Origin of the sequence: Paucibacter sp. KBW04, from assembly GCF_003852425.1 — a bacterium.
Lineage (GTDB): Bacteria > Pseudomonadota > Gammaproteobacteria > Burkholderiales > Burkholderiaceae_C > Paucibacter_A.
Window position 1 is genome coordinate 204,948 of the sequence record NZ_QAJN01000015.1, and the last position, 21,406, is coordinate 226,353.

The following is a 21,406-nucleotide window of genomic DNA, read 5'->3' on the forward strand; positions in this document are numbered from 1 at the left end:
CTGCAGGCTTGAAAAACTCAAGGCCACGGGGCTCGCAGCTCCGTGGCCTTGTTGTTTGTCAGCTCAAAGCATCAGGGCTTGAGCGGCTCGAAATGGCCGTGCGTGTGGCCCTCGCCGCGCTCATAGACCACATTGGCCCGGCCCACCAGCAGCGGGTCCAGCTGGCCGATCTTGTCCAGGTCTTTGTTGGTATAGGGCAGCTGATGCAGGATGTGGCGCATGGCATTCAGGCGCGCGCGCTTTTTGCAATCGGACTTGACCACCGTCCAGGGCGCCTCGGCAATGTCCGTGTGATAGAACATGGCCTCCTTGGCCTTGGTGTAGGTCTCCCATTTGTCCAGCGAGGCCTTGTCGATGGGGGACAGCTTCCACTGCTTGAGCGGGTGCGCCTCGCGCTCCTTGAAACGGCGGCGCTGCTCTTCGCGGCTGACCGAGAACCAGAACTTGATCACATGCATGCCTGAGCGGGTCAGATTGCGCTCGAACTCGGGCGCCTGACGCATGAACTCGTTGTACTCGTCATTGGTGCAAAAACCCATCACCCGCTCAACGCCGGCGCGGTTGTACCAGCTGCGGTCAAACATGACGATCTCGCCCGCCGTGGGCAGATGCTGCACATAGCGCTGGAAGTACCACTGGCCGCGCTCCACATCGCTGGGTTTTTCCAGCGCCACGACGCGCGCACCGCGAGGATTCAAATGCTCCATAAAGCGCTTGATGGTGCCGCCCTTGCCCGCGGCGTCACGCCCCTCAAACAGCACCACCACCTTGGCTCCCGTGGCCTTGACCCAGGCCTGCAGCTTCAGCAGTTCCACCTGCAGGCGGTACTTCTGCTTCTCGTAAGCCTTGCGGGACATCAGGTTCTTGTAGGGGTAGGCACCACTGCGCCAGTGCGCCGACAACTCGTCATCCGGGTTGATCAAGCCCGCGCTGACGGGGCCGGGGTGCAGCTCGGCCAGCAAGGCCTGGCGCAAGGCCTTGGCATCGTCGGGCGAGGCGCCGGCCACCATGGCACGCACCGAGTTCGCCACCGCGTCCGCCCCCCCGTTGACCATCACATCCTTCAGCGCCACCAGCTCCCGCGCCTGGGCTTTTTCCACCGCGTCCTTCACCACATGGCGAGCGATGCGATCCTGGTCCAGCGAACCCGCCGTGTCACCGCTGCGGCTGCGTCGGGGTTTGGGGGCGCTTGTGTTGGCAAGACCATTGAGCGTGGACTTCTTCTTGCCCACACCGTTGACGGCGAGGCGCTTGGCCGAATCGGCCGCCTTGGCGCGGCCGGTCCGCGCAGGACGAGGGCTGTTTGTACTCATGGTGTCTTCAGCGTTGAGGGTTGATCGGTCATGAACCTGTCACATTGACACTTTCGCAGGGGCCTGTCCTTGATGCAACTCAAGATTGAACGGCATGTGCACATGGATATCCCACGCTTGACGACTGCATCCCGGACATTGTTCACAGGCCGCTTCGGTGCTTCGCAAACCCCTTCTGGTGCAAAACCGCCAGCGCCTGCACCAAGGCCATGCCCGCTTCTCCACAGGCAGACAAAAAAAGCCCCTGGCTTGTGGCCAGGGGCTTGAAATCCACCCAGGGGCGGTGGAGGAGACAACTGAAGATACTTTGACTTTGCAGGAAGCGTGCCAAGTACGGAAGTTGGCGGCTGCGCTGGGTGAGATTCAAGCGCCCTTGTCACAGCGGCAGTGCAATCCCTGCTGGTCGCCCCCAAGCGAGGCTGCTACAAAACCGTACAAGGCCGTCAGGCGGCTCACGTCGAAGTGGGGAGGGTAGACATGGAATGGCGCATAGACGCCTCGGCGCCGAGCGCCTGGCGTGACCTGCAGGCCGCTTTGGCGCAGGCTTGTGAGGGGGGCGTTTTGCGGCTCGGTGCCGGTCGCATTGCCGGCCCACAGCCGCTTCAGCCACCCGCCGGCGTGACGCTCGTGGGCGAACCCGGCACAAGCATCGTTTGCACTTCTTCCGAGCCGGCCATCCTCATCGCCGCTGACGGCGTCACCCTCAGCGGCCTTCGCGTCGAGGCTCACGCTGCCGGGCAGACCCTGCTGCGTATCGCGCCCTGCGTCGGCGCTCGAGTGATTGACTGCCAGTTCGATGGTCTTGGTTTGGCTGGCATCGCCATCGATGTGGATCGCGCCAAGGAAGTCTTGGTTGAGGGCTGTCGCATCCATGGATGCAGCGATGAGGACGTGCCTGATCGTGCTGGCATCCTCTTCAGGTCAGCCCAGGGTGAAGTGCGCGAATGTTCCCTCATCGGTGGGCGAAACGGCATTCGGGCGCAACGCAGCGCCGGTGCACTTGATCTGGCCTCACATCTGTTCGTGCGCGCCTGCACGGTAAGCGATGCCTTGTATAGCTGCATCAGATTTCTTTCCAGCCAGGGTCTGGCCGAAGGCAACGAGTGCTGGGGCAGCCGCAAGAACAGCGGCATCGTCGTCCAACGAGATAGCAATTCGCTCGACGCCCCCAGCGAGGTAACGCTGAGAGGTAATCGATGCCATGACAACAACGAGGCTGGCATCGTCTTCGCTTCCAGCAATGGCTTGGCCGAATACAACGAGTGCTGGGGCAGTCGCACACGCAGCGGCATCTTCGTCCAGCGTGACCCCAATTCGTACGACACCCCCAGCGAGGTAACTTTGCGAGGCAACAGCTGTCATGACAACGAACTCGATGGAATCTCCTTCCTTTCCGCCAAGGGCCTAGCCGAAGGCAACGAGTGCTGGGGCAGTCGCACTCGCAGCGGCATATTCGTCCAGCGTGACCCCAATTCGTGCGACGCCCCCAGCGAGGTAACTTTGCGAGGCAACAGTTGTCATGACAACGAACTCGATGGAATCTCCTTCTTTTCCGCCAAGGGCCTAGCCGAAGGCAACGAGTGCTGGGGCAGTCGCACAGGCAGCGGTATCTTCCTCCAGCACGACGCCAAATCGCCCGGTGCCCCCAGCGACGTAACTCTGCGCGGCAATCGCTGCCACGACAACGAGATTCATGGCATTCACTTCACTTCTTGCAAGGGCCTGGCTGAAGACAACGAGTGCTGGAGCAGCCGCGACGGCAGCGGCATCTTCATCTTTAGCGACTCCAATTCGTGCGACGCCCCTAACGACCTAGTCTTGCGCCGAAATCGCTGCCATGACAATGAACACGCTGGCATCTGCTTCTCGTCCGCCAAGGGCTTGGCCGAATACAACGAGTGCTGGGGCAGTCGTGCGCGCGGCGGCATCGTCGTCCAACCAGATCGCGATTCGTCCGATGCACCCAGCGAGGTAACTTTGCGAGGCAACAGCTGTCATGACAACGAACTCGATGGCATCTGCTTCATTTCTGCCAAGGGCCTGGCCGAATACAACGAGTGCTGGGGCAGTCGGAAGAGATGCGGCATCGCCGTCGAACGAGATAGCGATTCACCCGGCGCCCCCAGCGAGGTAACTCTGCGCGCCAATCGCTGCCATGACAACGAGCGCCATGGCATCAGTTTCGATTCAAGCAAGGGCTTGGCCGAATACAACGAGTGCTGGGGCAGTCGCACGCGCAGCGGTATCGTCGTCCAGCATGACGCCGATTTCGCCGATTCCCCCAGCGAGGTGACTCTGCGCAGCAACCGCTGCCATGACAACGAACAGGCTGGCATCGTCTTCGCTTCCAGCAATGGCTTGGCCGAATACAACGAGTGCTGGGGTTGTCGAACGCACAGCGGTATTGTCGTTCAGCCTAGCCCCGATTCGCGCGGCGGCCCCAACAAGGTAACTCTGCGAGGCAATCGCTGTCATGACAATGAACTGGCTGGCATCATCTTCTTTTCCAGCAACGGCCAGGCAGAAAACAATGAGTGCTGGGGCAACAAAGCAAACAATGAGGTGGTTCGCCAAACCAGCCCAGCCGTCACGATCACCCATCACCACACCCTACCCCAGGTGCCGCCCCATGAGCTGCGTCTTGCCCATCATGCGGCTCATCCGCTGGCGGCCTGGCTGCGTGCGGGTCCCGAACCCGAGCTGCGCCACCGGCTGGCGGACTTTGTGTGGAGTGGCTGCGCGCACTGCCTCGCAAGCTGGCAGGGCGGGCGGCGACGCGAGCCGAGGCTGGGGTCAACACCGGTACCCGATCTGGAGAAAGTGCCTCATCTCTTCACGCTGAAGGCGCAGGAAACGCGGGGCGGGGCTGTACAGATTGCGCGTGCACGACTTGTTCAGCTGCTTAGCGAGGGAGCCACCCAATCGCCCGCACCGGGCCTGCCCATGCTGGACGCGCTGTTGGCCCGGGTGGGGGCACTGGAGCACGCACGCCGGGGCAAACGCAGCCCGAAGCGCGAACCCATCGAGGCGCTGCGTGAGCCGGTGGCCTTGGTTTCGGCGGATACGCCAGCGCTGGACGCTTGGTTGCAAGACAAGAAAAGGCAGCGCGCAGCCCTGGGCCACCGGCAGGGCCCGCGCGGGGCGGCGCAGGGCTTTCGGCTGATGGTGTTGGACGGCCTGGGCCATGACGCGGGCGGGACTGGCCCCGCTGGCGAAACGGGCTTCCTCGTGGCTTCGCTGCTGCGAGGCTGCACCCCCCTTCAAAAATGTTTGAAGGCTTTGCGCGCCTGGCTGCAAGCGCCGCTGGACGCAGTGGTTATCTCGCTATTGATAGCGGGCCTTGGTTTGGCCTTTGTCACGTGGTGGCTGGCTCCGGCTGGGGCTAGCCCTCTGGCACCGGCACTTACCCAGCTGTTGGCCGCCCCAGGCGAGATGGCGGCCTGGGGCAAGCTGCGTGAGGCGGTGAGCGCGGTGTGGAGCGCAGGCTTTCCGCTGGATGACTGGAAGACATTAGTCAACCTGCTGTTGGTCGTTGTCTTGCTGCTGCCGCCGCTGACACGCCTCTTGCCGGAACCCCTGAACCCGGCGTCAATGTTTTTGCGTGCATTGACGAAGATCGTCATGGGCTGTCTCGGCTTGAAGGACGCGGCCGAAGCCGTGCCCATGCCGCAATGGTTGCGACGGGTTCTGTCCTGGTGGCTGCAAAGCGCCAGCGCCACCCGCAGTTGCTTGCGGCGCGAGCTCTACGGCGAACCCTTGTTCGCTCCCCTATGGCGCCGCCGCTGGCCCTTGACGCTGGTGTTGGTGCGCGGTGTGGACGCACCCAGCCCCGCCCAGCAAGAAGAGATGCGCCAAGTGATGGCGCTATGCCCGCGCCGCCATCACTTGCTGCTGGTGATGCAGATGCCGGGGCTGGCCATGGTGACGGGAGGCTTTCTGGATACCTGGTTCACACCCGGCCAAGCTTGGCCACCGCAGGCCTGGCTGATCCACGACCCAACTTCCATCGGCTTGCCGACCGGCGGCGAAGACAAGGTCGGCCCCGAGGCCTTGGTTCGATTGAGCGCTTTGCTGGGATGGCCAAGGAGTGAGGGCGAGGACGAAAAAGCGGCCAACACACTGGGCAAAGCCACCGATTGCGATCTGCACCCGTTACTGGTGCTGGGTTCTACCGCCCATGCCCACCTGACGCTGTGGCGCGCCAATCAGAGCTATAGCCATATCGCAGAAAGCGTCTGGCGAAGATGGCAACGCCTGCTCTGGGCCCTGCCCGGCCATCGACGGGTGCCCGGAGACAACTGGCTGGAGAAGCAGGACAAGGCGACGCAACTTGGCACCGCCTTGCTGCTGGTGAAGGGGCCTCACGGCCAGCGCATGGCCTGGGTGGGCCGGGCCGGCTGGCGGCGCGCCTTGGCTGCGGCACTACAGGGCTATTTTCAGCAGCAAAGGGGAACGTCGGCCGACAGCTATCTGGCCAAGCTGCTGGCTGGCGCGGAGCGCGAACACCTGCGCAGCTCGCGGCGCCACTGGCGCGCTTGGCGCGGCACGGAACCGACGGATCGCACGGCCCTGCAGCGCGGCCTGCTGCACCTGGAGGCCGCACTCGACCTCGCCCTGGAGCGGGGGCAGCTGGGAGGCAGTGGAGACGACGCCCAGCTGCGCAGCGACTGGCGCATGGTGGGCATCTACGCTGAGGCCGGCCGACGCGAGCTAGAAAAGGCGGACCGCCTCCGCTTGGCGGGTGTGTTGCTTCGCGCCGAAGAACGCTATAGCGAAGAGGCCGGTCCTAAGCCCCTGCTCGCCAAGGCCCTGGCCGAGCCCTTGGACAAATCGGTGCCAAAAATTTGGGCTGAGCTGGCTGGGGACTTCCGGGACTTGTCCGATCAACTCGCAGTTTGCGGCGCAGCCACCGCGGCTGAGGTGCTGGACAGCCTTCGCCGCCAGGAATGGGCGGCGCTGCCGGATGCCATCCACCAGGCCCTGCGCGATCGCGTAGCGGCCAGGGCCGCGACGGCTTGGCACCGTTTGAAGGCGGCCAAGACCGAGGCCGAACTCAGCGGTGCCTGCGCGGCTCTGGCAGGCCGCCCAATGCTCTTGCTGGGGCTGCTGGGCCGAATGGCTACGGCGAGCGTGCGTCACCATGTAACTGAGGGCAGCAATCTGGCCGAGGCCTTGGGCGAAGTGGCGGATGGCCTGCTTGTGCTGGCCGATGCTTTGCCGCCTGAGTTGCCGACTGAAGAGCTGCCCGACTGGCAGCCATTGGGTGAAACGCCCGTTTGCAACTGGGCGGCCCGCTTGCTGCGAGAACCCCTCGCTCGCCAGACTTTGGCCGAAGCTATCGCTCAGGCAGACGCTCGCCTGACCAAGCTGCGTCGCGCCGCAAGCGCCGAAGGTATCGAAGGCTTGGCGATGGGCACCCATGGCGCGATCAACCGCGAGTTGAGTCAGGGAGCAGACGCCGAAGACTGGGAGTTGCGAGAAGACAATCCTGGCACCTAATCGATTGCCTTCAAGGCATCAAATCCAAAGCGCTCCCCACCAAAGCCCCCGCCACCACCCCATGCAGATTGCCCGTACTTGCTTCCACCAAACGCTCAGACCAAGCGGGCTTGAGCTGGCTCAGGGCCTCGCCGAACAAGGCATAGCAATCGGCCCCGAATTGCTGCGCTGAGCGATAGACGATGCCCTCAAAACCGTGGCGATAGGCGTCCAGCGCCAGCGCCTGGGTGTGCTTGAAACGCAGGGACTGCAGCACCGGCCAACTGGAAGCGTGTGGGCGCAGGTCGAGCAAGCTCATGCCCGAAAGGGTTTGCAAGCACAGCAGCGAGCGCTTCTCTAGCTGGGTGAAGGACACGGCCGTGGTCTCACGGCGGCAGAGCGATTCGAACACCGCGGCCTCGGGGCTTTCGGCGAAATAGCCGACCGGCACGCCGGGCAGATCAAAGCGGCCCGAGAGCAAATGGCTGGGCGCCAAGCGCAGGGCGCCGATGCGCACCGTGTCTGGGCGGGCACGCGCCAGCTGAATGCGGAACAAGGCTTGGCCGGCGCTCAGATCGGACTGCGGCGCGTACTGAAGGCTGGCGAGTTTCACGGCTCAATTGAACTCAGCTGGCCTCGACGCCGGCCAAGGCCAGCACCCGCTCCAACTGGCCTTGCTCGAGGGCCTGACGCGGCGTCTTGCCGCTCAGGCCGCCCAGCGGCGTCTCCAGAAAGGCCAGCAAGGCCCAGCCTTCCACCGTGCCCAAAGCTTGAGACAAGGCCGGCAGCGCGGCCCAGCACTGCGGCTCAAACTGCCAGCGCGGCAGGCGAAAGCCGCGGCGGGTCTGCGTCAGACCGATGGCACGGCCCTTGGCGATCCAGGCGTTGATGGTGACGCGAGTGGTGCCGGCCAGGGCCGCCGCCTCGTCGGTCGAGACCATGTCCTCGGCGCTCAGGCGCTCCATACGGGCGGCCAGGCTGCTGGCAAACAAGGCCTTGGTTTGCACGCTGGACAGATAGGGCGACGGCCGCTGCGGCGCGCGTGGGGTACGCGCTGAAGAAGTAGCAGTGGCGGCGCTGCCGCGCGCCACGGCACGGCCAGGGGCCACCGAGCCAAGGGCTGAACTCTGGACGGAGCTTTTCATGGGGAACGGCTGCCTTTCTTCCTGACTGACTTCCGGCAAGTCTTGGCACGCCGCGTGGACGCCGACAAGTTCGGAAGGTTCGTAAAGTTGGATTATGCCAGCCCGAGCCGGCTTTTGCCAACGCTGCGTCAGTGCCCGGCCCGCCGTACGCCATCCGCCGTATATGCCGCCCACCCCTCGCTCCCTAGCATGGACTCGTCTCTTCCGAGGATTTCGGTCCCCCCGTTCGCTTCGCTCACCCCATCCAGGAGTTCCCCACCATGCAAGAACAACGCCGCTTCACCCTCAAAGCCTTGGCCGCCGCCACCGCCCTGGCCGGCATCTCTTTCACCAGCCTGTCGGCGGCTGCCGCCGACACCATCAAGGTCGGTGTGCTGCACAGCCTCTCGGGCACCATGGCGATCTCGGAAACCGTGCTCAAGGACACGGTGCTGATGGCCATCGATGAGATCAATGCCAAGGGCGGCGTACTGGGCAAGAAGCTGGAGCCCGTGGTCGTGGACCCCGCCTCCAACTGGCCGCTGTTCGCCGAGAAAACCAAGCAGCTGCTGACGCAAGACAAGGTCTCGGTGATCTTCGGCTGCTGGACCTCGGTCTCGCGCAAATCGGTGCTGCCCGTCCTTGAAGAGCTCAACGGCCTGCTGTTCTACCCGGTGCAGTACGAAGGTGAGGAGCTGAGCAAGAACGTGTTCTACACCGGTGCCGCGCCCAATCAGCAAGCCATTCCTTCGGTGGACTATCTGATGAGCAAGGACGGTGGCGGGGCCAAGCGCTGGGTGCTTTTGGGCACCGATTATGTCTACCCCCGCACCACCAACAAGATCCTGCGCGCCTACCTCAAGAGCAAGGGCGTGAAGGACAGCGACATCGACGAGAAGTACACGCCGTTTGGCCATAGCGATTACCAAACCATCGTCGCCGACATCAAGAAGTTCTCGGCCGGCGGCAAGACCGCCGTGGTCTCCACCATCAACGGTGACTCCAACGTGCCCTTCTACAAGGAGTTGGGCAATGCTGGGCTGAAGGCCAAGGATGTGCCAGTCGTCGCCTTCTCGGTCGGCGAGGAAGAGCTGCGCGGCGTGGACACCAAGCCGCTGGTGGGCCATCTGGCGGCCTGGAACTACTTCATGTCCATCAAGAACCCGGCCAACACCGCCTTCATCAAGAAGTGGAGCGATTACGCCAAGGCCAAGAACATCGCCGGCCACAAGGACAAGCCCCTGACCAATGACCCGATGGAAGCCACTTACATCGGCATCCATATGTGGAAGCAGGCGGTGGAGAAGGCGGGCAGCACCGAGGTGGACAAGGTGATTGCCGCCATGGCCGGCCAGACCTTCACCGCACCCTCGGGCATCACCTCCAAGATGGATGAGAAGAACCACCATCTGCACAAATCGGTGTTCATCGGTGAAATCAAGGCCGATGGCCAGTTCGGCGTGGTCTGGAAGACCCCGGCCCCGGTGAAGGCCAAGCCTTGGAGCCCATACATCGAAGGCAATGACAAGAAGGCCGACGAGCCGGCCAAGAAGTAAGTAAGCAAGCAAGCACGGCGCTTCTCAAACCGCCTTTCTTTCCTCGCACTCTCGATCTGCCCGGCGCCCAGGCGCCGGGCCCCAGCCATGTTGCGCCTGAGATTTCTACTCCTCTTTCTATCGCTGGCGCTTGGCTGGCAAGGCGCCCAGGCGCTGAGCCCGGCCGCCGCCCTGGCCCTGGTGCAGGGCGAGCCCGAGGCCCGCATTGCCGCGCTCAACCAGGCGATTCTGGAACCCGATGCACGCACCCAGGTCTTGCTGCAAGCCCTGGCCGCCGATTCGGTACGCATCTACAAAGACCAGCTCTTGATCATCTCGGCCGATGGCGCTTCGGCGCAAGACGCCCTCAGCGGGCAAGACCTGACCCTGCCCGCCGACGCACTCGCTCAGGCCGAGGAGGTGATGCTCAACAACCGCCTGCGCGGCGAGTTAGACACCGCGCTCGCCGCCCTCAAGCTCTTCAGCGACAAGCCCGAGGAGCGCCTGGCCGCCGCCCAAGCCCTGGCCAAAGAGCCCAGCGAGGCCCGCCTCGCCCTGCTGGACCGCGCCCTGGCCAAAGAGTCTTCCGCCGAGGTCCGCGCCGCCTTGCAGCTGGCCCGCGCCGCCGCCCTGCTGAACAGCGAGAACCCGGCCCTGCGCTCGCAAGCCGCCAAAGACTTGGCCGAACAAGCCCGCACCCCCGCCACCGAGCTGCTGCTGAACGAGCGCATCGCCGTCGAGCCCGACGCCATGGTCAAGGCCGATCTGCAGACCGCCTTGCGCAAGGTGCGCGAAGGCCTGGCCTGGGGCGAGCGCCTGGGCGCCCTCTTCACCGGCCTGAGCCAAGGCAGCATTCTGCTGCTGGTGGCCCTGGGCCTGGCCATCACCTATGGCCTGATGGGCGTGATCAATATGGCCCATGGCGAGCTGATGATGATCGGCGCCTATGCCACCTATTTGGTGCAGCTGGGCTTTCGTCACTACCTGCCCGCGGCGGCTTTCGATTACTACTTGCTGGCCGCCCTGCCGCTGGCCTTTCTCGCTTCGGCGGGCGTCGGCGCGGTGATGGAACGCACCGTTCTGCGCTGGCTCTACGGCCGCCCGCTGGAAACTCTGCTGGCCACCTGGGGCATCAGCCTGGTCTTGATGCAAGCGGTGCGCAGCCTGTTTGGCGCGCAAAACGTCGGGGTGGAAAACCCGGCCTGGATGAGCGGCGGCCTGCAGCTATTGCCTAACTTAAGCCTGCCCTACAACCGCCTGCTCATCATCGTCTTCGCCGGCCTGGTGCTGGGCGGCATGAGCTTGTTGATCAAGCGCACCCGCCTGGGTCTGTTCGTGCGCGGCGTCACGCAAAACCGCAGCATGGCGGCCTGCACCGGCGTCAACACCGCCCGAGTGGACACCTATGCCTTTGCCCTTGGATCAGGCATCGCCGGCCTGGCCGGCTGCGCGCTCAGCCAGGTGGGCAATGTGGGCCCGGACCTGGGTCAGAGCTATATCGTCGACGCCTTCATGGTGGTGGTCTTGGGCGGGGTGGGCCAGCTGGCCGGCACCGTTTACGCCGCCCTGGGCCTGGGCCTGGTGAACAAGTTGCTGGAGGGCGTGGTGGGCGCGGTGCTGGCCAAGATCGCCGTGCTGATCTTCATCATCGTCTTCATCCAGAAGCGCCCGCAAGGCATCTTCGCCGTCAAAGGCCGTGCGGCTCAGGACTGATCTCATCATGACGACCTCCCCTTCTCAATCCTCCTTCCTCGACACCCCCCAGCCCTTGTTGAGCCGCCGTGGCTGGGCGGGCTATGCCCTCGCCTTGGTCCTGGTCTGCGCGGTGGTGCCCGCCCTCAATCTGCTAATCCCGGCCGATAGCCCCCTGCACCTAAGCGACTACCTCGTGGCCCTGGTTGGCAAGATCATGTGCTACGCGATTTGCGCCTTGGCCATGGACTTGATCTGGGGCTTTGCCGGCATTTTGTCGCTGGGCCACGGCCTCTTCTTCACCCTGGGCGGCTATGTCATGGGCATGTATCTGATGCGCCAGACCGGCAGCGAATTGCCCGAGTTCATGGTGTTTCTGGACTGGAAGACCTTGCCTTGGTTCTGGCAATTGAGCGACAGCTTCCCCGCCACCCTGGCCCTGATCGTGCTCGTGCCCGGTGCCGTGGCCGGCGTGTTTGGCTACTTCGCCTTTCGATCGCGCATCAAGGGCGTGTACTTCTCCATCATCACCCAGGCCCTGACCTACGCGGCCATGCTCCTGTTCTTCCGCAACGAGACGGGCTTTGGCGGCAATAACGGCTTCACCGACTTCAAACGCATCCTGGGCATGGCAATTGCCACCCCGGCCATGCGCATGACGCTGTTCGTGCTAACGGGCCTGGCCTTGCTGGGCTTTTATCTGCTGGCCCTGTGGCTGACGCGCTCCAAATTCGGCCGGGTGCTGCAGGCCGTGCGTGACGCCGAATCCCGGCTGATGTTTTGTGGCTACTCACCCCTGCCTTACAAGCTGACGATCTGGACGCTCTCGGCCCTGATGTGCGGCATCGCCGGAGCGCTTTATGTGCCCCAAGTAGGCATCATCAACCCCAGCGAGATGAATGTGGCCAACTCCATCGAGATCGCGGTCTGGGCCGCCGTGGGCGGGCGTGGCACGCTCTTGGGCCCCATCGCCGGCGCCTTCCTCGTCAACGGCGCCAAGAGCTGGTTGACCGTCAGCGCGCCGGAGTTCTGGCTCTACTTTCTGGGCGCGCTCTTCATCGCCGTGACCCTGTTCCTGCCCCAGGGCCTGGCCGGCCTGTTCAACAAAGTACTCGCGAAAAAACCATGACGCCCGAGCTGATGGAACAAGGCCTGCAAAGGCTGCAAAAAAAGGCGCCGCCTGCGGCCGAGCAATCCTCCGGCGACCGCAGCGCGGGTTACTCCAGAGTCCACGAACCCGGCAGCCTGGACCTCAGCCACGGCCGCATTCTTTATCTGGAAGAGGTCTGCGTCAGCTTCGACGGCTTTCGCGCCATCAACAAGCTCTCGCTGGACATTGCGCCCGGCGAGCTGCGCTGCATCATCGGCCCCAATGGCGCGGGCAAGACCACGATGATGGACATCATCACCGGCAAGACCCGGCCCGACTCGGGTCAAGTCTTCTTCGGCAGCACCATCGATCTGCTGCGCCATAGCGAGGCCGAGATCGCCTCCATGGGTTTGTGCCGCAAGTTCCAAAAACCCACGGTGTTCGAGGCCCTGAGCGTGTTCGAGAACCTCGAACTCTGCCTCAGCGGCCCGCGCGGCGTGGCCGCGGCCCTCTGGCACCGCTTGAGTGGCCTGCAGCGTGATCGCCTGGCCGAAGTGCTGGAGCTGATCCAACTCAGCGAGGAGCGCCACCGCCCCGCTGGGCTCTTGAGCCACGGCCAAAAGCAATGGCTGGAGATCGGCATGCTCTTGATCCAAGACCCCAAGCTGCTGCTGCTGGACGAGCCGGTGGCCGGCATGACCGACCAGGAGACCGAGCGCACGGCCGAGCTCTTCCTCACGCTGAAGGGCAAGCACACCTTGATCGTGGTCGAACACGATATGGGCTTTGTGGGCCGCATCGCGGAGAAGGTGACGGTGCTGTGCGAGGGTGCCGTTTTGGCCGAGGGTTCGCTGGCCCAGGTGCAGGCGGACGAGCGCGTGATCGAAGTCTATTTGGGGCGCTAAACCAAAATGCTAGAAGCCAAGAACATCCAGCAGTACTACAGCGGCAGCCATATCCTGCGCGATGTGTCGCTCAGCGCCCAGACGGGCCGCGTCACCGTCTTGCTCGGCCGCAACGGCGTGGGCAAGACCAGCTTGCTCAAGTCCTTGATGGGCGTGGTGCCCATCAAGAGCGGCGACATCCAGTTTGACGGCCAGCCCATCACCCGCGCCACGCCCTACGAGCGCGCGCGCGCCGGCATCGGCTATGTGCCGCAAGGCCGCGAGATCTTCGGTCGCCTGACGGTGGAAGAAAACCTCTTGATGGGCTTGGCCAGCAAGCCCGCCGGCACACCGCTGCCGCCGCAATTGTTTGAGCTGTTCCCGGTGCTCAAGCAAATGCTGCACCGGCGCGGCGGCGATCTCTCTGGCGGCCAACAGCAGCAACTCGCCATCGCACGCGCACTCGCCGCCGGGCCGAAATTGCTAGTCCTGGACGAACCCACCGAAGGCATACAGCCCAGCATCATCAAGGACATCGGCCGGGTGATTAGAAAGTTAGCCGATGAGGGATTGAACGGTCAACGCATGGCCGTGCTGCTGTGCGAGCAGTACTACGACTTTGCCGAGGAACTGGCCGACGACTATCTGGTGCTGGAGCGGGGTGCGGTGATCTCTCAGGGCAGCAAGGCCGAGATGCTGAGCCGCGGGGTTAGGCGGTTGGTGTCTATCTAATAACAACAGTCCCCCAGCCCTAACGCTCACATTTACCGCAGTATGAAACGCGCCTCCCCTCATCCTAGGGGGTGCCCCCGGGTTAACCTTGACTTCACCCTCCTAGGGCTTCAAAGTCGACAGTTGCTCAGCTGGGCCTAGTTGTTAGGCCGCGCAGCAATGTCGAATACAAATCCAATGCAAGGGAGTGTGTGATGAACAACCAGACCAAAACTCTGTTGGCGCTTGCGATGAGCGGCCTGATGGCTTCTAGCGCCATGGCGGCTACCGCTATTCCCCTGAGCTGGGACAGCAAGGGCGGCTCGGCCTCCTTCGCCGGCAAGGATGGCCAAAATGACTTCAGCTTTGACCTGAGCGGTCTGAGCACCCACGGTGATGTGTTCATCACCCTGTCTTCCAGCTTCGGTCTGGGCGCGGGTTTTGACATCACCGGCGCGAGCTTCGATGGCAAGGCCTTCACCGCCGTGCTGAATTTCAACTCGACCCAATCGCCTGTCGGCTTTGACAACTGGTACTTCAAAGCCAGCGATCTGGGCAAGAGCGTGCACCACTTCACCGTCACGGGCCTGGCCCTGGGCGGTGCCTTCAACGGCACGGTCAACATCACCAGCGCTCCGCTGGCCCCCATCCCCGAGCCCAGCACCTACGCTTTGCTGCTGGCCGGCATGGGCGTGGTGGGCCTGGTGGCACGCCGTCGCGGCCTGCAAGGCTGAGTTTCTGCAGCAGCCACGCTGCTGCAGATTTTTGAAGAGCCCGCGCAGCCTAGGCCCGCGGGCTTTTTTGTTGGGCCAGCCTATCCTTGGCCTTAACTACATCGCCCACAAGCGTGGTGGCTGAGCAGGCAAACCCCACAACTCCTGCCGCCAAACCGCCCAGCATTGGCGCAGCAACTGCAAGCTGGGCTCGCTCAGATCGCTGAGCGCGCGCAGCAGCAAAACCTGAGGGTGAGCCGCCGTGGCCCCCGCCAGCAGGCTGCCGCCCTCACTGGCCTCGATCAGCGCCCGCACCGCCTCCAGTGCCCGCTGTTGACGCGGCTTGGCCATGGCCTCGCCACAGGCGAACACCAGCGTCGCCAGGCAGCGCCGCCCGGCCAGGCCCAGGCGGCCGTTCATCAAGAGTTCATCGTCTGCGCGAATCAGGCCGCGCTCCAGCCAAACGCCGCTCAGCTCCAGATGCTGAGCAAAGCGGCCTCGGTCAAAAGGCGCTCCGGCCATTGGCAGGCCCAGGGCGGTGATGTCCCAGGCCAGCAACTCCGCCCCCGGCGCCAGGGTGAAACGAGCCTCGTTGATCGCATCGCAAGCCGGGTAGGCAATCGCCTCCAGCGGCAACCATTCCAGACGCGCACCCGCGGCCAGATCGGCATGCAGCTGCTGCCGCGCCACGGCACCCGCCTCGCTGCGGTAGAAACGCGTGGCGCCCGGCGTGGTCACCAGGCCGTGCGCGCCCTCGCCCACCTGCACCCGCAGGGCCAAGGTGTCACCCCCGACCAAGCCGCCGGGTGGATGCACCAGCACGTTGTGGCAAATCGCCCCACCCTCCGGGTAGAGCGTCTGCAAAATGCGCAGCGGCCCATCGTGCCGATAACGCGCCACACTGCGGCCGCCTTCCAGACTGAGCTTCAAATCCAGCTCGGCACGCCAGCGCGAGCCCAAAGACGGGGCGGTGGAAGTGGGGCCAGAAACAGAAACGGGGATGCTTGTTTGCATCCCCGCATTGTGAGCAAGATCCGGGCCGAGTCTTCGGCTCGAATCTCAGGACAGCCTTATTCAGCCCTGTTGCTGCAGCTGCTTGCGGCGCCGCGCCACCAAGCCCAGCGCGCCCAGGCCCAGGGCCATCAAGGCATAGCTTTGCGGTTCGGGCACGGCGGCGGCGTGCAGGACGAAGGCGAGGTTGTCGGCATAGCCGTCGTTGTCGCTGGAGTTCAGGCGCTCCATGCTGAGCGAGAGCTGGATCTGCGTCGTGCCGGTGGGCACATAGCCGCTGACTTCGCGAAACAGCAGGCCGGTCTGGTTGCCGCGGTCGGCCGGAGTGACCGGGCCCAGGGTGGCGGAGCCGATCTCGGTCTTAGCCGCGTCCATGAAGGAGACATAAAGCTGAGCGTTGTCGCCCTGGTTGGTCCAGCCGCCCAGATAGCCGCTCAGATCAAAGCTCAGCTTGCCCGTGCCGACCTGAGCCGCCAGATTGCCAATGTCCAGCAATTGGAATCCGGCCGAGAAGGGGCTGGACTGGCCAGCAAACAGATAGCTGCCGCGATTGAGCGGGCCCGGCTCATTGGGCTTGACCCAGTTATTGCCGTACTTGACGGCCTGGAACAGGTCCGTGCCCTCGAAGGCAGTCCAGCCGCTGGCGCTACCGGCTTCGGCATTGCCGTTGGCGATGAGATTGTTGCCCAGCGAGGCGGCGGCTTGCGCGCCCAGGCTGCACAGCAGCAGGGAGGCGAGAGCGATGAAAGACTTTTGCATTGGAAACTCCTTGGCGAAAAATAGAGGGAAAAAACGGCGGACTCAAACGCGGTACTGATCCAGCAGCGCGGGGCCGGCCATAGCCGGGTCGCTGATGGAGGGCTGGCCGTTTTCCAGATGGCCGGCGAAGCGGCGGCTGTACTCGGCCTGGCCCTGCACACGGACGCTGAAGTCGTACCAGTTGGCGCTGTCCTTCAAAGGCAGGCGGATGCTGGCGCTGGCGCGCGGGCTCAGCTGCTGTTGGCGCGGCGTCGCATCAAAGTATTTGTTTGCCACCAGAGTGAAGGTGCAGGCAAAGCTGCCGGTATTGCTCAGCTCCACGATCAGCTCGCCGTTGACGGCATCCGGCGTCACCTTGACCTCGGGGTTGGGCTGGGCGGCGGCGGCAACGCGGCGCGAGTTGCCGGTGAAATGGCGGTGGAAACCGTTCGGACCCAGCACCCACAGGTCGTAGGCACCGGCCGCGGTGGGCGCCCAGCTGTCATTCAGCTGCTTGCCCGCTTCCACCGTGTAGCGGCGCGGGATGGCCGTCAGATTCAAGCGGTCGTAAACATGGAAGACGGCAGCCGCCTCGCCGGTATTGGCGAACTGCAGCTCGATGCGGGTGGAGCCCACCCGGCCCGGATTGACCAGCACCTTGGCCGTGGTGTGCAGCTCGTAAGGCAGGGCGCGGGCCGGGCGCACGCCCACGGCCTGCACCGGGGCGCTGATGGCGGCCGGTGTAGGCGGCGTGGTCGTGCCCGGCAGGGCGCGGGCGCGGGTCGCCAGGGCCACGGTATTGGGCAGGTTGGCGAAAAAGGCGCTGTCCTCCGGGTCCTTGAAGTTGAAGGCCGAGGTCAGGTCACCGCAGACGGCGCGGCGGTGAGCGCTGATATTCGGCTCCATCACGCCAAAGCGCGCCTCGATGAAGCGGATCACCGAGGTGTGGTCCGCCACCTCGGAGTTGACCCAGCCGCCCTTGCTCCAGGGCGAGATCACATACATGGGCACGCGCGGGCCGGGGCCATAGGGCTTGTGCTGGTGGGTGGCGGCCGTGCCGTTGAGGATGTGGTGGTACTCGCCGGTGGTGTCCACCGTGGAAGCGCCGGCCAGCTGGGCCTTGGCGGGGTCTGCGTCCCAAGTCAGATAGGACGGCGCGGCAGGCGGCGGCATATGGTCGAAGAAGCCGTCGTTCTCGTCGAAGTTGACGAACAAGACCGTCTTGCTCCAGACCTCGGGATTGGCCGTTAATGCGTCCAGTACCTTGGCCGTGTAGTCCGCACCTTGGGCCGGACTGGAGGGGCCGGGGTGCTCGGAGCCCTCGGCGGTGGCGACGATCCAGCTCACCTGCGGCAACTTGTTGTTCTGCACATCCTGCTTGAGCTTGTCCAGATCGCGGGTGAGGATGCCGCGCGCCGCCAGCTCGGCCGAGTAGCCGGGGCGCTGGTAAAAGGCGTCACGGAAGGGCCGGAAGCCGAACAAGGCGTTGTCGGTGAAGTTGTCGTTCAGGTTTTGATACACCTGCCACGTGATACCGGCCGCCTGCAGACGCTCGGGATAAGTCGTCCAGGTGTAGTCGTCCAGCGGGTTCGGGTTGAACCACTCGTGGCTGTTGTCGGTCGAGGGGCCATTGCCCAGGCGCAGCGGGTCGTTCGTGCCGGTCCAGAGGAAGAGGCGGTTGGTGTTGGTGCCGGTCTGCGAGCCGCAGTGGTAGGCATCACACAGAGTGAAGGCATTGGCCATGGCGAACTGGAAGGGCAGCTCGCCCTCCTTGAAATAGCCCATGGCGTGGTTTTGCTTGGCCTTGGGCCAGGCGTTCATGCGGCCGCTGTCCCAGGCGGCTTGCGCGTCGGGCCAGGAATGCGGCGTGCCCGAGACGCGCATAAAGGCGAAGTTCTGCGCCGTGTTCAGGTGAAAGGGCGCCAGCGCCAGCGGAGTGACGGGCGGGCGACCCGGCGCGGACGTGGCCGCATTGGGCTGCACCCAGACGCTTTTGCCGCTGATGCCGGTCTTGTCGGCCACCGGCACGGGGAAGGGGTCGGCAAAGCCGCGCACCCCGTTGAGGGTGCCGAAGTAGTGGTCGAAGGAGCGGTTTTCCTGGGTCAGGATGACGATGTGCTCAACGTCCTGAATGCTGCCGGTGCGATTGTTGGCGGCAATGGCCAGGGCTCGCTGAATGGCGGGCGGGAAGCTGGCCAGGGCCACGGAGGCACCGGTACCGGCGGCGATATTGCGCAGAAAACTGCGACGATCTTGTGGGCTCATGATGGGCTGCGTGTTCGGTGTGGAAGGGGCCGAGGCGCTTCAGGCCTTAGGCGGCAGCTTACGGCGGCGGGCAATGGCGCCCACGGCCAATAAGCCGGCAAACATCAGGGCATAGCTCTGCGGCTCGGGCACGGCTTGGGTGAAGGAGAAATCGTCCATGACGAACTCACCGTGGTTGGCGCTCTTGACCACCACCCGGTCCACCAGGCCTTGGTAGCCGCTGGCCAGGAAGCTGGGTGTGCGGCTGGGGTCCAGGCTGGCCGAGCTGTGCACCTGCTTGCCTTGGTAGTACAGGTCAAAGCTCAAGAGCGCGCCACCCAAACCGGCAAAGTAAGCGCCATCAAAGAAGGCACCGCGCTTGCCAAAAGAGATCACGCTGGCTGCATCGGCCGCCATAAAACCGGTGGCCACGCGGCCCGCGCCGGAATGGGCGGTGTAAGGCTCGGCGGGTGTGGAGAACACCGTCCAGCCCGCCGCCGACCAATCCAGGCCGCCATAGTTCAGCGGCAGCTGACCATCGGGCAAATCATCAAAGTTCAAGACCGTCGCCATGGCGGCCGGCAGGCTGGCGAGCAAGACGCCCCCCAGGGCGAGTGAACGCGTCAAAACCAAAAATTTCCTCATCGAATCCTCCGTCTGTGTGGATTCGAGGCAATTTAGTGGGGTAATTTGGCGGCTTGATGACAGATAGTCGCCACTGACCCCTTGTTTAAGCGGCTAGGAGTCTGCCTCGGCGCCGCCTGCCGGCTCGGCAATCACGCGGGCATAACGCTGAAAACTCAAGTATGCCCAGGCCCAGTCCATCAAGACCACCAGGCGGTTGCGAAAGCCAATCAAAAAGTAGACGTGCACGAAAAGCCAGAACAACCAGGCGAAGTAGCCCGAGAACCGAAAACGCCCCAGGTCCGCCACCGCCGCCTTGCGGCCAATCGTGGCCAGGGCGCCGTAATCGACATAACGAAATTTCTGCGCGGTCTTGCCTTGCAGGCGGGCCAGGATATTGGCCGCCGCCAGCCGCCCCATCTGCTTGGCCGCCGGGCTGACGCCGGGCACAGGCAGCGCCCGGCCGTCTTTCTCATGGCTTTGCGCGGCGGCCAGATCGCCGATGACGTAAAGCTCCGCGTGGTCAGCCACCGAAAGCTCGGGCTCGACGATGACCCGGCCGGCGCGGTCCAGCGGCAGGCCCAGGCTGCGACCCAGGGGCGAGGCCGCCACGCCTGCGGCCCACACCACGGTGCGCGCCGGGATGCGGCGACGCCGGGTTTGCGGCGCACCGCCCTCGGGCGCGGGCAGCTGCTCCTCGATCTCCACGCCCTCGGCGTCGATCTGCACAACCCGGCTGCCGCAATGCAGTTGCACGCCCAAGGCCTCCAGCTGCCGGCCCGCCTTGGCCGAGAGCTCAGGCGGAAAGGCCTGCAAAACCCGGTCCGAACCTTCCAGCAAGAGGATCTGGGCGCTGGCCGGGTCGATGCGGCGAAATTCATCGCGCAAGGTGTGGCGGGCGATCTCGGCCAGGGTGCCGGCCATCTCCACACCCGTGGGGCCACCACCGATGATGATGAAATTCAACCAAGGCGCGCGCGCCTCGGGCGCCCCTGTTTTTTCTGCCTGCTCAAAAGCCAGCAAGATGCGCGCTCTGAGTTTGAAGGCATCGGCCAGGGTCTTGAGGCCGGGGGCGTGCTGGGCCCACTCATCCCGGCCGAAGTAGCTATGCGTGGCACCGGTGGCCACGATCAGGGCGTCGTAGCTCAAGACCTGACCCTCGCTCAGCTTGACTTGCCGCGCGGCCTTGTCGATGCCGCCGACCTCGGCCATCAGCACCGTCACATTGCGCTGGCGGCGCAGCATATGGCGGATGGGCGCGGCAATCGAGGGCGCCGACAAACCGGCCGTGGCCACCTGGTAGAGCAGGGGCTGAAAGAGATGGTGATTGCTGCGGTCGATCAGGGTGATGCGGACGCGCGGGTGATTGAGCGAGCGGGCCGCCTCCAATCCACCGAAACCGCAACCAATGATGATGACGTGATGCTGGGCGGAGAGGTCGGGCTCGGTTTGCATTCACAGCATTTTGCAGGCGCAGGCCTGCCCTGCTGTGCGCAGAGCCTATGCTTTGATCGAATGGGCTCAGGTCTTGCCGGCATCAGATCAGCAAGACCGGCGCCTCAACTCGTCAGCAGCTTTTCCATGAAGAGGCTGAAGGGGTCGGCGCGATAGTTGCCAAAGGGGCCGCAGCGCTCGAAGCCCATGCGCTCGTACAGGCGCTGGGCGGCGGGCTGGCGCACACCGGTTTCCAGGCGCAGCAGATGGCGGCCGGCGGCCAGCGCTTCCTTCTGCAAGGCCGACACCAGGAGCGAGCCCAGGCCCAGGCCGCGCTGCTCGGGCGCCACCATCATGCGTTTGAGCTCGGCGTGGTCCTCATGCAAGACCAGCGCGCCGCAAGCCACCGCCCGCTGCTGTGCATCGCGCACCACCAGCAGGCGCACCTGGGGCTGCATCAGTGCAGTGAGGGGCAGCAGATGGTTGTTGGCGGCGGGGTAAAGCTCGTTCTGATACGCATCCAGGGCGGCGATCAAGGCCTGCACCTCGGGCTGATCGGCACGCTCGCGCCTGATGCTGAAGGCGGCCGTCTCGCTGCGCGAGGGCTGGGCCACGGCACGGCCACGCGAGACCCACAGCTGCCCCGGCGCAAAGCCCATACGGCCGGTCGAGACCGGCGGCAAACGATCCTGGCTCATGGGCAGACCCTCCTCGACCGGTGAAGAAACTGGGGAGCAGGCAATCGACGGTGGCGCGGCAAGAAAATGAAGACTCATGGGAAACAAAAGAGAGGGGCCAAGACCGGCAACCAGGCC

At 64.4% G+C, this 21,406-nt stretch carries 18 protein-coding genes; 7 read left to right on the plus strand and 11 right to left on the minus strand.

The window, feature by feature from the left end; all coding sequences use genetic code 11:
* Window positions 1-71 precede the first annotated feature (71 nt).
* The 3 genes from ppk2 to DBR47_RS25125 form a co-directional block, all read right to left on the minus strand.
* On the minus strand, window positions 72-1,313 hold the full coding sequence (gene ppk2, locus DBR47_RS19255) for a polyphosphate kinase 2 (protein ID WP_124453093.1): 1,242 nt from the start codon (window positions 1,311-1,313) through the stop codon (window positions 72-74).
* Window positions 1,314-1,455: 142 nt separating this feature from the next.
* Window positions 1,456-1,680: a hypothetical protein gene (locus DBR47_RS24740; protein WP_197047164.1), complete on the minus strand. Its 225-nt coding sequence runs from the start codon at window positions 1,678-1,680 to the stop codon at window positions 1,456-1,458.
* Window positions 1,677-2,186 (minus strand): hypothetical protein, encoded by a 510-nt coding sequence (locus tag DBR47_RS25125; protein WP_231512406.1) that lies wholly within the window; start codon window positions 2,184-2,186, stop codon window positions 1,677-1,679. Before DBR47_RS25125 ends, DBR47_RS24740 begins: the two co-directional genes overlap by 4 nt.
* Before the next feature lie 18 nt (window positions 2,187-2,204).
* Here DBR47_RS25125 and DBR47_RS19260 point away from each other — a divergent pair, with 18 nt between their 5' ends.
* A complete protein-coding gene (locus DBR47_RS19260; RefSeq protein ID WP_394342383.1) occupies window positions 2,205-6,812 on the plus strand; it encodes a right-handed parallel beta-helix repeat-containing protein in 4,608 nt (1,535 codons plus the stop codon).
* A gap of 10 nt (window positions 6,813-6,822) precedes the next feature.
* Here DBR47_RS19260 and DBR47_RS19265 read toward each other — a convergent pair whose 3' ends face one another.
* Together DBR47_RS19265 and DBR47_RS19270 are read right to left on the minus strand one after the other, a co-directional pair.
* Window positions 6,823-7,404 carry an RES family NAD+ phosphorylase gene (locus DBR47_RS19265; RefSeq protein WP_124453097.1) on the minus strand — a complete coding sequence of 194 codons (582 nt, stop codon included), beginning with the start codon at window positions 7,402-7,404 and terminating at the stop codon, window positions 6,823-6,825.
* Window positions 7,405-7,417: 13 nt separating this feature from the next.
* Window positions 7,418-7,936: a hypothetical protein gene (locus DBR47_RS19270; protein ID WP_124453099.1), complete on the minus strand. Its 519-nt coding sequence runs from the start codon at window positions 7,934-7,936 to the stop codon at window positions 7,418-7,420.
* A gap of 260 nt (window positions 7,937-8,196) precedes the next feature.
* Here DBR47_RS19270 and urtA point away from each other — a divergent pair, with 260 nt between their 5' ends.
* The 6 genes from urtA to DBR47_RS19300 all read left to right on the plus strand — a co-directional run bounded on the left by urtA (window position 8,197) and on the right by DBR47_RS19300 (window position 14,561).
* Window positions 8,197-9,471, plus strand: a complete 1,275-nt coding sequence (gene urtA / locus DBR47_RS19275) for an urea ABC transporter substrate-binding protein (RefSeq protein ID WP_124453101.1) — start codon at window positions 8,197-8,199, stop codon at window positions 9,469-9,471.
* An 87-nt stretch (window positions 9,472-9,558) separates the two neighbouring features.
* Window positions 9,559-11,163 carry an urea ABC transporter permease subunit UrtB gene (urtB, locus tag DBR47_RS19280; protein ID WP_124453103.1) on the plus strand — a complete coding sequence of 535 codons (1,605 nt, stop codon included), beginning with the start codon at window positions 9,559-9,561 and terminating at the stop codon, window positions 11,161-11,163.
* A gap of 7 nt (window positions 11,164-11,170) precedes the next feature.
* Window positions 11,171-12,271, plus strand: coding sequence for an urea ABC transporter permease subunit UrtC (gene urtC / locus DBR47_RS19285; RefSeq protein WP_124453105.1), 1,101 nt, complete (start codon window positions 11,171-11,173; stop codon window positions 12,269-12,271).
* The gene (urtD, locus tag DBR47_RS19290; RefSeq protein ID WP_124453107.1) at window positions 12,268-13,137 is read left to right on the plus strand and encodes an urea ABC transporter ATP-binding protein UrtD; all 870 of its coding nucleotides are present in this window, start codon (window positions 12,268-12,270) and stop codon (window positions 13,135-13,137) included. Before urtC ends, urtD begins: the two co-directional genes overlap by 4 nt.
* 6 nt (window positions 13,138-13,143) lie before the next feature.
* Window positions 13,144-13,848, plus strand: coding sequence for an urea ABC transporter ATP-binding subunit UrtE (gene urtE, locus DBR47_RS19295; RefSeq protein WP_124453109.1), 705 nt, complete (start codon window positions 13,144-13,146; stop codon window positions 13,846-13,848).
* A gap of 194 nt (window positions 13,849-14,042) precedes the next feature.
* Window positions 14,043-14,561, plus strand: coding sequence for an FxDxF family PEP-CTERM protein (locus DBR47_RS19300; protein WP_124453111.1), 519 nt, complete (start codon window positions 14,043-14,045; stop codon window positions 14,559-14,561).
* 96 nt (window positions 14,562-14,657) lie between these two features.
* Here DBR47_RS19300 and DBR47_RS19305 read toward each other — a convergent pair whose 3' ends face one another.
* The 6 genes from DBR47_RS19305 to DBR47_RS19330 form a co-directional block, all read right to left on the minus strand.
* Window positions 14,658-15,554 carry an urease accessory protein UreD gene (locus DBR47_RS19305; protein WP_124453113.1) on the minus strand — a complete coding sequence of 299 codons (897 nt, stop codon included), beginning with the start codon at window positions 15,552-15,554 and terminating at the stop codon, window positions 14,658-14,660.
* 60 nt (window positions 15,555-15,614) lie between these two features.
* Window positions 15,615-16,310, minus strand: a complete 696-nt coding sequence (locus DBR47_RS19310) for a PEP-CTERM sorting domain-containing protein (protein WP_124453115.1) — start codon at window positions 16,308-16,310, stop codon at window positions 15,615-15,617.
* A gap of 42 nt (window positions 16,311-16,352) precedes the next feature.
* Window positions 16,353-18,554, minus strand: coding sequence for a phosphocholine-specific phospholipase C (locus DBR47_RS19315; RefSeq protein ID WP_124453117.1), 2,202 nt, complete (start codon window positions 18,552-18,554; stop codon window positions 16,353-16,355).
* A 39-nt stretch (window positions 18,555-18,593) separates the two neighbouring features.
* Complete coding sequence (locus DBR47_RS19320; RefSeq protein ID WP_124453119.1) at window positions 18,594-19,178, minus strand: PEP-CTERM sorting domain-containing protein; 585 nt, start codon at window positions 19,176-19,178, stop codon at window positions 18,594-18,596.
* A gap of 93 nt (window positions 19,179-19,271) precedes the next feature.
* Window positions 19,272-20,612 (minus strand): NAD(P)/FAD-dependent oxidoreductase, encoded by a 1,341-nt coding sequence (locus DBR47_RS19325; RefSeq protein ID WP_124453122.1) that lies wholly within the window; start codon window positions 20,610-20,612, stop codon window positions 19,272-19,274.
* A gap of 104 nt (window positions 20,613-20,716) precedes the next feature.
* Window positions 20,717-21,289, minus strand: coding sequence for a GNAT family N-acetyltransferase (locus DBR47_RS19330; RefSeq protein ID WP_231512401.1), 573 nt, complete (start codon window positions 21,287-21,289; stop codon window positions 20,717-20,719).
* Window positions 21,290-21,406 lie beyond the last annotated feature (117 nt).

Excerpts from the sequence above, each read along its gene's own strand:
- ppk2 (WP_124453093.1), bottom strand. The coding sequence starts at position 1,313 with ATGAGTACAAACAGCCCTCGTCCTGCGCGGACCGGCCGCGCCAAGGCG.
- DBR47_RS25125 (WP_231512406.1), bottom strand. The coding sequence starts at position 2,186 with ATGGATGCGACAGCCCTCAACCAAGACTTCCTTGGCGCGATCCACATC.
- DBR47_RS19270 (WP_124453099.1), bottom strand. The coding sequence starts at position 7,936 with ATGAAAAGCTCCGTCCAGAGTTCAGCCCTTGGCTCGGTGGCCCCTGGC.
- urtA (WP_124453101.1), top strand. The coding sequence starts at position 8,197 with ATGCAAGAACAACGCCGCTTCACCCTCAAAGCCTTGGCCGCCGCCACC.
- urtB (WP_124453103.1), top strand. The coding sequence starts at position 9,559 with ATGTTGCGCCTGAGATTTCTACTCCTCTTTCTATCGCTGGCGCTTGGC.
- urtC (WP_124453105.1), top strand. The coding sequence starts at position 11,171 with ATGACGACCTCCCCTTCTCAATCCTCCTTCCTCGACACCCCCCAGCCC.
- urtD (WP_124453107.1), top strand. The coding sequence starts at position 12,268 with ATGACGCCCGAGCTGATGGAACAAGGCCTGCAAAGGCTGCAAAAAAAG.
- urtE (WP_124453109.1), top strand. The coding sequence starts at position 13,144 with ATGCTAGAAGCCAAGAACATCCAGCAGTACTACAGCGGCAGCCATATC.
- DBR47_RS19300 (WP_124453111.1), top strand. The coding sequence starts at position 14,043 with ATGAACAACCAGACCAAAACTCTGTTGGCGCTTGCGATGAGCGGCCTG.
- DBR47_RS19305 (WP_124453113.1), bottom strand. The coding sequence starts at position 15,554 with ATGCAAACAAGCATCCCCGTTTCTGTTTCTGGCCCCACTTCCACCGCC.
- DBR47_RS19310 (WP_124453115.1), bottom strand. The coding sequence starts at position 16,310 with ATGCAAAAGTCTTTCATCGCTCTCGCCTCCCTGCTGCTGTGCAGCCTG.
- DBR47_RS19315 (WP_124453117.1), bottom strand. The coding sequence starts at position 18,554 with ATGAGCCCACAAGATCGTCGCAGTTTTCTGCGCAATATCGCCGCCGGT.
- DBR47_RS19320 (WP_124453119.1), bottom strand. The coding sequence starts at position 19,178 with ATGAGGAAATTTTTGGTTTTGACGCGTTCACTCGCCCTGGGGGGCGTC.
- DBR47_RS19325 (WP_124453122.1), bottom strand. The coding sequence starts at position 20,612 with ATGCAAACCGAGCCCGACCTCTCCGCCCAGCATCACGTCATCATCATT.
- DBR47_RS19330 (WP_231512401.1), bottom strand. The coding sequence starts at position 21,289 with ATGAGCCAGGATCGTTTGCCGCCGGTCTCGACCGGCCGTATGGGCTTT.